A 10,248-nucleotide genomic window follows, 5' to 3' on the forward strand; every position below is an offset into this window, starting at 1 on the left:
CATGCCTTTGCTCGAGATCAAGAACCTCACCGTTTCCTTCGACACCGCTGCCGGCCCGTTCATGGCCGTGCAAGGCATCGACCTTTCGATCGAGCCGCGCGAGGTGCTGGCGATCGTCGGCGAATCCGGTTCGGGCAAGTCGGTGTCGATGCTGGCCGTGATGGGGCTTCTTCCCAACACCGCGACGGTCAAGGCGGACCGCATGGCCTTCGACGGTGTCGACCTCTTGAAGCTCAGCCCGTCCGAGCGGCGCAAGATCATTGGCAAGGACATCTCGATGATCTTCCAGGAGCCGATCGCCAGCCTCAACCCGTGCTTCACCGCCGGTTTCCAGATCGAGGAGGTGCTGCGCTTCCATATGGGCATGGACCGCGCCCAGCGCCGCGCACGCGCCATCGAACTGATGAAGCTGGTCGGCATCGCCGATCCGGAATTGCGGTTGAGTTCCTTCCCGCATCAGATGTCGGGCGGCCAATGCCAGCGCATCATGATCGCGATCGCCATTGCCTGCAATCCGAAGCTTTTGATTGCGGACGAGCCGACCACCGCGCTCGATGTCACCATCCAGAAGCAGATACTGGACCTGCTGGTCTCGCTGCAGGCCAAATACGGCATGGGCCTGATCATGATCACCCACAATATGGGCGTGGTGGCCGAGACAGCCGACCGCGTCATCGTCCAGTACAAGGGCCGCAAGATGGAAGAGGCCGACGTGCTGTCGCTGTTTGAATCGCCGAAGAGCAACTACACGCGCGCGCTGCTGTCGGCGCTGCCGGAAAACGCCGTCGGCGACCGGCTGCCGACCGTCTCCGAGGTGATGTTCGAGCCGGCCCCGTCGGGAGCCAGAGCATGACCAGGGTCGTCGAAGGCAACAACATCGTGCGCGACTACCATGTCGGCGGCGGCCTGTTCACCGGACCACGCACCGTGCATGCGGTCAAGGGCGTCTCCTTCAACGTGGACAAGGGCAAGACGCTGGCCATCGTCGGCGAAAGCGGCAGCGGCAAGTCGACGCTTGCCCGTATCATCACCTTGATCGATCCGGCGACAGCGGGCGAGTTGTTCATCGACGGCAAGAAGGTCGACATCGCCAGGGGCGGTCTGACCAGGGAGATGCGCCGCAAGGTGCAGATCGTCTTCCAGAATCCTTACGGCTCTCTCAATCCGCGCCAGAAGATCGGCGACGTGTTGGGCGAACCGCTGCTGATCAACACCGACAAGTCGGCGGCGGACCGGCGCGACCTCGCCATGAAGATGCTGAAGAAGGTCGGTCTCGGTCACGAGCACTACAACCGCTATCCGCACATGTTCTCGGGTGGCCAGCGCCAGCGCATCGCCATTGCCCGCGCGCTGATGCTCAATCCGAGCCTGCTGGTGCTGGACGAGCCGGTCTCGGCGCTAGACCTGTCGGTGCAGGCGCAGGTGCTCAATCTGCTCGCCGACCTGCAGGACGAATTCCAGCTGACCTATGTCTTCATCAGCCACGACCTGTCCGTCGTGCGCTACATCGCCGACGACGTCATGGTGATGTATCTGGGCGAGGCGGTCGAATACGGCTCGCGCGACGAGGTCTTCGCCGACCCCAAGCACAGCTACACCAAGACCCTGTTCGCCGCGACGCCGCGCGCCGACGTGGCCAGCATCAAGGCGAGGTTGGCGAAGAAGAAGGCGGCTTAACGTCTCTTCGTCATCCCAGGGCGGAGCGACGCGAAGCGCCGTGCAGACCCTGGGATCCATTCCGTTACCTCAGCCGAAACGTGCAGCGGAGAAGAGTTCTGCACCTTGAGCGGCGCTCGCATGTTACGGCATGGATCCTCGGGTCTGCGCCGCGTCGCTTCGCTCCTTGCTTCGCCCGTGGATGACGACCTCAAGGAGAGCCCGATTTCCCGGGATTACGACAGCTTGGCGATAATGGCGCGCAGCGCCTCGCCGAAACGGTGGATTTCCTCGACCGTGTTGTAATGGACCAGCGAGGCGCGGATCGCGCCGCTGTCCATCGACAGGTTGAGGCGCTTCATCAGCCGTGGCGCGTACATGTGGCCGTCGCGGATGCCGATCTGCATGTCGGCCATTTCCTCGACGATTTTCTGCGGTGACAGCCTGCCGATATTGAAGCAGAAGGTCGGCACGCGTTCGTTGATGCGGGCCTCGTCGGCAACGCCATAGATGGTTGCGCCGCAGCCCTTGAGCACGGCGAGCATTTCGCGCGCCAACACCAATTCGTAGTCGCGGATGGCGCCCATGCCAGCAACGATGTTTTCGCGCCGCGAGCGGTTGTTCGAGGGCGCAAGGTTGCGTCCGATCAGTTCCAGATACTGCACGGCCGCGTCCATGCCGGAGACGTTCTCGTATATGAAGGTGCCGGCCTCGACCTTGTAGGGCGGTTCGTCCGGAATGAAGTCCTCCCGGAAGGTCGGCAACCGCTTCAGCGTCTCGAAGCGACCCCACAGGAAGCCCATATGCGGCGAGAAATTCTTGTAGCCCGAGCAGACGAGATAATCGCAGTCCCAGGCCTGAACGTCGATCAGCCCATGCGGCCCGTAATGCACGCTGTCGAGGAACACCTCGGCGCCGGCGGCGTGGGCGATCTTGGCCGCCGAGGCGACATCGACAATCGAGCCGATCGAATGCGCCGTCACCGTGCAGGCGACAAGGCGGGTGCGATCGGAAACCAGCGGCTTGAGGTCGTCGACATGCAGATTCCCATCCTCGCGCATGCGCCACCACTTGAACTTTGCGCCGGCGGATTCCAGCGCCAGCCAGGTGGCGATGTTGGCGTCATGGTCCATATCGGTGACGACGATCTCGTCGCGCTCCTGCAGCATCTGGCCGATGCCGAGGCTGACGAGGCGGATGAACGAGGTGGCGTTCATGCCGAAGCAGATTTCCGCCGGGCTGTAGGCGTTGATCAGCAGCGCAACGCTTGTCCGTGCATCGGCGACCGACTGGTCGACCGTGACGCTGCGGCCATAGCGGCCGCCGCGCTGTACATTGTGCGAAACCAGGTGGTTGGTCACCGCGTCGAGCACGCTTTGCGGGATCTGCGCGCCGGCGGCGTTGTCCAGGAAGATGAAGTCGCCAGCTCTTTGCAATGCCGGGAACATCCCGCGGATGGTGTCGACGGGAAAGCCGCCGCTGGCGGATTGGGAATTGCTCAAGGTTGTCTCCTGCGAAATGTTTTTTGCAGATGGGATTGGGGCTATCAGCGCGACTTTTCGGTCTTGAAGCGGCGCTCGAGCAGGCTGACGAGGCGCACCATCGGCCAGAGGAAAATAAGATAGACGAGCGCCGCGCCGATCAGCGGCGAGGGGTTGGCGTAGAGCGATTGCGCGTTGGTCGCTTCCTTCAAGAGCTCCGGCAGTGCCACGGTCGAGGCGAGCGAAGTGTCCTTGAACATCGAGACGCAGTTGCTGGTCATCGGCGGTATGACCACACGCACCGCCTGCGGCAGCACAACCTTGCGCAAGGTCAAAAGGAATGGCAGGCCGAGCGCCTGCGCCGCCTCGAACTGGCCGCGCGGAATGCTCTCTATGCCGGACCGGAACACTTCCGCCGAATAGGCCGACATGATGATGGCGAACGCCGTCACTGCGGACGCCCAGGACGACAGCCGGATGCCGAGGAAAGGCAGCGCGTAGTAGATCAGGATCAGCACCACCAGCACCGGCAAGGCGCGGAAGATATCGGTATAGCCGACCGCCAGCCACTGCAGCGGCTTTGGCGCATAGAGCCGCAGCAGGCTGATCACCAGGCCGATCGGGATGCCGATGCCGATGCTGAGCAATCCCAGCAGCAGCGTGTTCAGGAAGCCGCGCAGCAGCGCCGGCAGGCTGGACGCAATGACATCGGCGTTGAAGAAGGTGTCGATCAGCGACATGGGAGCGTTTCCGAACTGTTTTGCGTCCCGTGACGCCAGCGCAATTCCAGGAAAGGGATGAGACGGTTTTCCGCCTGGAATTGCATCAAAGGGAGATGGCCCGGAACATCAAATCGGTTACTGCACCGAACGCGATCCCGGGGGAGGATCGAATGCAGGAGCCGTGCCGCCTGCGAGCCGGCACGGTCCCTTTTTGTCAATCGCCGATCAGGCCTTCGGCAGCGGCATTTCCTTGACCGTCGAAGAGTCCGCCGGCGCGTCGCTACCGAACCACTTCTTGTGGATCGCCGCCAGCGTGCCGTCCTTCTTCATCGCGCTCAGCGCATCGTTCAGCTTGCCGAGCAGCGGGTGGTCCTTGGTCATCATCAGGCCGTACTGCTCGCCGGTCTTGATGCGCTGCTTGACCGTCAGATCCTTCATCTTGGTGAAGGAGTACTGCATGCCCGGAATGTCGCTGACGGCCGCATCGACGCGGCCGGCGCTGAGGTCGAGCAGAAGGTTCTGCTGCGTGTCATAGCCCTTCACGTCGCTGAAGCCGTCGGCCTCCTGATGTGCCTTGACCCAGGTCTCGCCGGTCGAGCCGGACAGCACGCCGACGATCTTGCCCTTGAGGTCGGCCTCGGCATTGATCGCGCTGTCGGTCTTGGTCGCGATGCCCATGTCTGAATCATAATAGGGCTGCGTGAAGGACTGCGACTTCAGCCGCTCCGGCGTGATGGTGATCGACGAAATGGCGACGTCGATGCGCTTCGAGGTGGTGGCGGCGAACAGCGCCTGGAAGCCGAGGTCGGCGATGTCGGTGGTCATGCCGACGCGCTTGGCCGCTTCGTTGACGATGTCGACTTCAAAACCCTCGAAGGTGCCGCTCTCGTTCTTGTACTCGAAGGGCGGGTTGGTGGGGTAGGCGCCGACATTGAGCACATCGGCGGCATAGGCGGTGGCTGGTCCGGCGGCGATGCCGATGGCGGCGGCGAGCAGGATGAGATTGCGACGGGTGAGCTTCATTGGTGTTCCCTCCGGGGTGTCCCCTCTGGTTGTTGATCGGGCGGGGCAGGTCCCGCACGGTTTCTTGCCGTCCCACCTCCCAGCGGGGCGTCAATTCATGGCGACGACCATGCGGTCGAGCGCGGTTTCTATCTGATCGCGATCGCGACAGACGCACATGCGCAGGAATGCCGCCGAGGAGCTTCCGAACAAATGGCCGGGCGCCAGCCCGACCCGCGCTGTCTCGAGGATCCTGGCGCAGGCCTGCCGGGCATCATTTTCGCCCTCAAGGGCAAAAAAGGCATACATGCCGCCGCGCGGTTTCTTAGACAGCACAATCCCGGGAATCCGTGCCAATCGGTCATAAGCAAGATCGAGGCCGGTCCTGATCCGCTGCCGGATCTCCTCGACCAGCGGCTCGCCCTGGCGGATGGCGGCAACCGCGCCGGCCTGGATCGGCGCGGCGGTGCCGCTGTTGATGTACTGGGTCATGGCGCCAAGCTGGTCGGCGACACCCGATGGATGGGTCAGCCAGCCAATGCGCCAGCCGGTCATTGCCCAGGCTTTCGAAAAGCTGTTGACCGACAGCACGCGGTCGCCGTCCTCGGCGATCTGCAGGATGGAGGGCGCGACGTCGCCGTCGAAATAGAGCCGGCCATAGACCTCGTCTGATATGATCCAGATGCCGGTGCGCCGGCTGAAGTCGAGCAGCGCCTGCATTTCCGCGCGCGACGCGGTCCAGCCGGTCGGATTGGACGGCGTCGACAGGAAGATGGCGCGGGTGCGTGCGTCGCAGGTGGTGAACAGCCGGTCGAGGTCGAGGTGCCAGTCGCCCTTGAAATCGAGCGAAAATGGACGCGGCTCGCCGCCGATCAGGTGGATGGCGTTATGGATGTTGGGCCATTGCGGCGCGACATAGATGACGTTGGTGCCGGTATCGACCAGCAGTTCCAGCGCAAGATACAGCGCCTGCATGCCGCCCGGTGTGACCGTGGTGCGTGGGATCGGGATCGGCCGGCCATGGATGCGCGACTGGTACTCCGACAGCGCTTCATTCAACGGGCCATGGCCGCGCATGTTGGGAACGTAGAAGGTCAGGCCTTCGTCGAAAGCCGCCTTGGCGGCGTCGCGGATGAAGGACGGCGTCACCATGTCGCCTTCGCCGTACCAGAGCGCGATCACATCACCCAGTTCCCGCGCGCGCACGGCGAGGTTGGCGATGTTTTCAGTATGAAGGTCGCGGATCTGGGCGCGCACGCCATCGAAAGCATAGCGCGCGCTGGACGATGACTGGGGCAGCACGAACGACAAGGACTGAACCCCTCCACCCTAAGCACCATGATGGACTGGCCGGCAACCTCCTCGGCACGGCAGCCACCATCGACTTCGAATGCTTATCCAAAGTGGGGCGCTTTTCAAGGCGAAAGTTTTAAGCTTAAAAAGTTTGACCGGCCTGTTGCCTCGCCGAGACCCCTGTTTGCCTAGCTGCGCCCGTTTTGCGCCAGTTCGGCGCGCGCGGCAGCACAGTTGGCCGCGGCGCCAGCACCAAGAAACATCGTGTCGCTGGCCAGCACGAAGAAACTCGCGCCGATGGCTGCCCATCGGCTGATATTCTGTGGGCTGGCGCAAAATATGCCTGCGGTCCTGCCGTGTGCGATCGTCGCGCCGATGATTGTGCCGATCGCCTCATTGAGCTTGTCCGTGCCTTTCGGTCCCATCGCATCGATCGACACCGAAAGATCGCCGGGCCCGATGAAGATCATGTCGACGCCGTCGACGGTCGCGATCGCTTCGATGTTGGTGAGCCCCTCCGATGTCTCGACTTGGACCGCGACGACGATCCGCTCATTGGCGCCGGCAAGATATTCGGGAATGCGATAGCCATAGCCAGCGGCCCGGCCGGGTCCGACGCCGCGTTCGCCCAGCGGCGGATAACGCGAGGCTTTCACCGCCATCGCGGCCTGGGCTGATGTCGAGACACGCGGGATCAGCACGCCCTGTGCGCCGCTGTCGAGCGCTGCCTGGATGGCTTCCGGCGCATGGCCGGGAACGCGCACCATCGCCGGCACGCGATGCACGTCGGCCGCGCGAACCATGGTCTCGATCATGTCGCGCGAAATCTGGGCGTGCTCCCAGTCGATGCAGACGAAGTCGAGGCCGGCGAGCGCCATCACCTCGACCACGACGGGATGCGGAATGGCGGCGAAGGAGCCGACCAGCCTCGTCTTGCCGATGCATTTCTGGCGGAATTCGCTCATGCCGATCCCCTTTTTGTGCTGCCCAATCCATATCCGCAAACGATGGCAAGGCGAAGCTATTTCAGGCTTGAAATATTTTCGCGCGGGCCTAGCGTGTGGTCTCCCGCCGCGAGTTTCCCGAGATGACCAAAGCCCATCCCTTGCACGGCCAAAACAAACTGAAGCTCGGCGTCTTCTCGACCAACGCCGATGGCGGCCTTGCCATCACCGATGTGCCGGAGCGTTGGACGGCAAGCTGGCAGGACAATCTGACCGCGGCCCAGATCGCCGACCGCGCCGGGCTCGAGTTCCTGCTGCCGATCGCGCGCTGGCGCGGTTTTGGCGGCCGCAACAAGGTGCGCGAATGGTCATTCGAAACCTTCACCTGGGCGGCGGCTCTTGCCGCGGCCACCGCGCAGATCGGCCTGTTCATGACCGTGCACGTGCCGCTGGTGCATCCGCTTTATGCCGCCAAGGCGCTGGCGACGGTCGACCATATCAGTGGGGGCCGAGCCGGTCTCAATATCGTCTGCGGCTGGAACCCGAAGGAATTCGGCATGTTCGGCACGCCGCTCGTGGAAAAGGGTTACGAGCAGGCAGCGGAATGGATTGAGATCCTGGAGCGGCTTTATGCATCGAGCGAGCCGCTCGACTATGAAGGCATCCATTATCGTCTGAAAGAAGCGGTCAGCCGTCCAGCCAGCCTGCAGGTCCCACGCCCGGTGACCATGAACGCCGCTTTCGGCGGCCCGGGCCGCGATTTCGCCGCCGCCCATTGCGACTATCTCTTCACGACCTTTTCCGAGATGGGCGATGCCGGCAAACATGTCGCCGATATCCGTGAACGGGCCGACAAGGCTGGCCGCGATGTCGGCGTCTACACCGTGGCGCATGTCGTCTGCCGCCCGATCATGGAGGAGGCGCAGGCCTATTATAACAGCTATGCCGTCACGATGGCCGACCATGAGGCGGTCGATGCCCATATGGCCGGCAAGAAGGAATTCTCGCAGTCGCACGACCCGCACGCCTATGACCGCTACCGCCAGCGCTTTGCCGGCGGCGCCGGCACCTACCCCTTGGTTGGAACGCCGGAATCAATCGCTGCCGAGATGGCCGCTATTGCCGGGCATGGCTACCAGGGCATCGCGCTGTCCTTCGTCAACTATACGCAGGAGCTGCCCTATTTCTGCGATCACGTGCTGCCGCTGCTGAGGCGGGCCGGACTTCGCGAATAGCAGCGATGCTTCCCCAACTTCATCATCCCTGGGCGGAGCAGGAGCGAAGCTCCGTCGCGGAGACCCTGGGATCCATGCCGCGATCTTGGCCATGGAGTGCAGCGGAGGAGAATTCTGGGCCGCTGCAACGCTTTGATTCACGGAATGGATCCCGGGGTCTGCGCTGCGTCGCTGCGCTCCTTGCTTCGCCCCAGGATGACGAAGCGATAGGCGGTTACTCCGGGATAACGGCGGTTGCCTGGATTTCGATCTTGGCGCGATCCTCGACCAGCGCCATCACCTGCATGGCGGCCATTGCCGGAAAATGCCGGCCGATCACCGCGCGATAGGCTTCGCCTAGCCCTTTGAGGTTGGCCAGATACTCGGCTTTGTCGGTGAAATACCAGGTCATCGAGGTGATGTGCTGTGGGCCAGCGCCAGCCTCGGCCAGTACCGCCACGACGTTTTCCAGCGTCTGCTTCACCTGGCCGACAAAGTCGTCGGTTTCGAACTGGCATTGCCTGTTCCAACCGACCTGTCCACCGACGAAGACGAGACGCCCGCGCGCGGCCACGCCATTGGCGTAGCCGACCGGTTTTGCCCAGCCTTCCGGCTGCAGGATCTCGTGCATTTCAACTCTCCGTCTATCCAATATCGGGTCCGCAATATCAGCGTTCGCAAACAATCCAGTCCGTCGACGCGACCTGTCTCAGGCCGCGCCCATCACTTGCCGCGCGATCACTACTTTCTGTACGTCGGATGCACCCTCGTAGATGCGCAGCGCGCGGATCTCGCGATACAGGCTCTCGACGATATGGCCCTTGCGCACGCCGTCGCCGCCATGCAACTGCACCGCCTTGTCGATCACCTCCTGCGCCTTGTCGGTGGCGAACAGCTTGGCCATCGCCGCCTCGCGCGTTACCCGCGCGGCGCCCATGTCCTTGGTCCAAGCAGCGCGGTAGACCAGAAGCGCCGCGGCATCGACGTCGAGCGCCATGTCGGCGACATGACCTTGCACCATCTGCAACTCGGCCATCGGCGCACCGAACAGCTTGCGCTCGGCTACCCGTTTGATGCTCTCGTCCAGCGCGCGGCGGGCGAAGCCGAGTGCTGCCGCGCCGACCGTCGAGCGGAACACGTCCAGCACCGACATGGCGATGCGGAACCCATCGCCAGGCTTGCCGATCAGCGACGAAGCAGGCAACCGTACCTGGTCGAAGGAAAGCCGCGCCAGCGGATGCGGCGCGATCACCTCCAGCCGCTCGGCAATGCCAAGCCCCTTGGCGTCGCCCGGCACGAGGAAGGCGGAAAGCCCCTTGGCGCCCGGCGCCTCGCCGGTGCGGGCGAAGACGACGTAGAGATCGGCTATGCCGCCATTGGAGATCCAGGTCTTCTCGCCGGTGAGAACATAATCATCGCCATCGCGGGTCGCCGTCATCTCGGTATTGGCGACATCGGATCCCGAGCGCGGCTCCGACAGGGCGAAGGCGGATATCGCCTTGCCGGCGCGTGTCTTTGCCAGCCATCGCTGCTGTTCCGGGGTGCCGAACAGGCTGAGCGCCCCAGTGCCGAGCCCCTGCATGGCGAAGGCGAAATCGGCGAGTCCGTCATGGCGCGCCAGCGTATCGCGGGTGATGCACAGCGCACGCACGTCGAGAGGGCCGGGATTGTCGGTGTCGAGCGCCGTCGGCTGCAGCCAGCCGTCCTTGCCGAGCCTGGCCACCAACTCGCGACAGGCCGCATCGACATCGTGATGATCGACGGGGAGGTTTTTTGCGCACCAGAGTTCGAGGCGTTCGGCGAGTTCGCGATGGCGGTCTTCGAAGAAGGGCCAGTTGAGGAAGGAACGGTCAGGCATTTCGGCCTCCGCGATGTTGCGGGCCTTGCGCCCTACGGTGCCCCCCTCTGTCCTGCCGGACATCTCCCCCACTAGGGG

Annotated in this window: 10 protein-coding genes; 3 read left to right on the forward strand and 7 right to left on the reverse strand. The window is 63.5% G+C overall.

Going from position 1 to position 10,248, the window contains the following annotated elements; genetic code table 11:
* Position 1: 1 nt before the first annotated feature.
* Together FJ934_RS23090 and FJ934_RS23095 are read left to right on the forward strand one after the other, a co-directional pair.
* Positions 2–853, forward strand: a complete 852-nt coding sequence (locus FJ934_RS23090; RefSeq protein ID WP_140612760.1) for an ABC transporter ATP-binding protein — start codon at positions 2–4, stop codon at positions 851–853.
* Positions 850–1,677 (forward strand): dipeptide ABC transporter ATP-binding protein, encoded by an 828-nt coding sequence (locus FJ934_RS23095; protein ID WP_140612750.1) that lies wholly within the window; start codon positions 850–852, stop codon positions 1,675–1,677. The genes FJ934_RS23090 and FJ934_RS23095 overlap by 4 nt, the downstream gene beginning before the upstream one ends.
* Before the next feature lie 215 nt (positions 1,678–1,892).
* On the opposite strand, the gene FJ934_RS23100 is transcribed toward FJ934_RS23095, so the two are convergent.
* The 5 genes from FJ934_RS23100 to FJ934_RS23120 form a co-directional block, all read right to left on the reverse strand.
* A complete protein-coding gene (locus tag FJ934_RS23100) occupies positions 1,893–3,158 on the reverse strand; it encodes a cysteine desulfurase-like protein (RefSeq protein WP_140612751.1) in 1,266 nt (421 codons plus the stop codon).
* A 44-nt stretch (positions 3,159–3,202) separates the two neighbouring features.
* Complete coding sequence (locus tag FJ934_RS23105) at positions 3,203–3,877, reverse strand: amino acid ABC transporter permease (protein ID WP_140612752.1); 675 nt, start codon at positions 3,875–3,877, stop codon at positions 3,203–3,205.
* 207 nt (positions 3,878–4,084) lie between these two features.
* Positions 4,085–4,882, reverse strand: coding sequence for an ABC transporter substrate-binding protein (locus FJ934_RS23110; protein ID WP_140612753.1), 798 nt, complete (start codon positions 4,880–4,882; stop codon positions 4,085–4,087).
* A gap of 90 nt (positions 4,883–4,972) precedes the next feature.
* Positions 4,973–6,163, reverse strand: coding sequence for a pyridoxal phosphate-dependent aminotransferase (locus FJ934_RS23115; protein WP_246671605.1), 1,191 nt, complete (start codon positions 6,161–6,163; stop codon positions 4,973–4,975).
* A gap of 179 nt (positions 6,164–6,342) precedes the next feature.
* Positions 6,343–7,119 (reverse strand): HpcH/HpaI aldolase/citrate lyase family protein, encoded by a 777-nt coding sequence (locus FJ934_RS23120; RefSeq protein WP_140612755.1) that lies wholly within the window; start codon positions 7,117–7,119, stop codon positions 6,343–6,345.
* Positions 7,120–7,241: 122 nt separating this feature from the next.
* Here FJ934_RS23120 and FJ934_RS23125 point away from each other — a divergent pair, with 122 nt between their 5' ends.
* Positions 7,242–8,333, forward strand: a complete 1,092-nt coding sequence (locus FJ934_RS23125) for an LLM class flavin-dependent oxidoreductase (RefSeq protein ID WP_140612756.1) — start codon at positions 7,242–7,244, stop codon at positions 8,331–8,333.
* A 214-nt stretch (positions 8,334–8,547) separates the two neighbouring features.
* Here FJ934_RS23125 and FJ934_RS23130 read toward each other — a convergent pair whose 3' ends face one another.
* Positions 8,548–8,943, reverse strand: a complete 396-nt coding sequence (locus FJ934_RS23130; RefSeq protein WP_140612757.1) for a RidA family protein — start codon at positions 8,941–8,943, stop codon at positions 8,548–8,550.
* A 78-nt stretch (positions 8,944–9,021) separates the two neighbouring features.
* A complete protein-coding gene (locus FJ934_RS23135; protein WP_140612758.1) occupies positions 9,022–10,170 on the reverse strand; it encodes an acyl-CoA dehydrogenase family protein in 1,149 nt (382 codons plus the stop codon).
* Positions 10,171–10,248: the final 78 nt, after the last annotated feature.

Source organism: Mesorhizobium sp. B2-4-12, assembly GCF_006441575.1.
Taxonomy (GTDB): Bacteria; Pseudomonadota; Alphaproteobacteria; order Rhizobiales; family Rhizobiaceae; genus Mesorhizobium.

What these genes read in the sequence shown, in the direction of transcription:
- FJ934_RS23090 (WP_140612760.1), top strand. Translation starts at nt 2, where the DNA reads ATGCCTTTGCTCGAGATCAAGAACCTCACCGTTTCCTTCGACACCGCT.
- FJ934_RS23095 (WP_140612750.1), top strand. Translation starts at nt 850, where the DNA reads ATGACCAGGGTCGTCGAAGGCAACAACATCGTGCGCGACTACCATGTC.
- FJ934_RS23105 (WP_140612752.1), bottom strand. Translation starts at nt 3,877, where the DNA reads ATGTCGCTGATCGACACCTTCTTCAACGCCGATGTCATTGCGTCCAGC.
- FJ934_RS23110 (WP_140612753.1), bottom strand. Translation starts at nt 4,882, where the DNA reads ATGAAGCTCACCCGTCGCAATCTCATCCTGCTCGCCGCCGCCATCGGC.
- FJ934_RS23120 (WP_140612755.1), bottom strand. Translation starts at nt 7,119, where the DNA reads ATGAGCGAATTCCGCCAGAAATGCATCGGCAAGACGAGGCTGGTCGGC.
- FJ934_RS23125 (WP_140612756.1), top strand. Translation starts at nt 7,242, where the DNA reads ATGACCAAAGCCCATCCCTTGCACGGCCAAAACAAACTGAAGCTCGGC.
- FJ934_RS23130 (WP_140612757.1), bottom strand. Translation starts at nt 8,943, where the DNA reads ATGCACGAGATCCTGCAGCCGGAAGGCTGGGCAAAACCGGTCGGCTAC.
- FJ934_RS23135 (WP_140612758.1), bottom strand. Translation starts at nt 10,170, where the DNA reads ATGCCTGACCGTTCCTTCCTCAACTGGCCCTTCTTCGAAGACCGCCAT.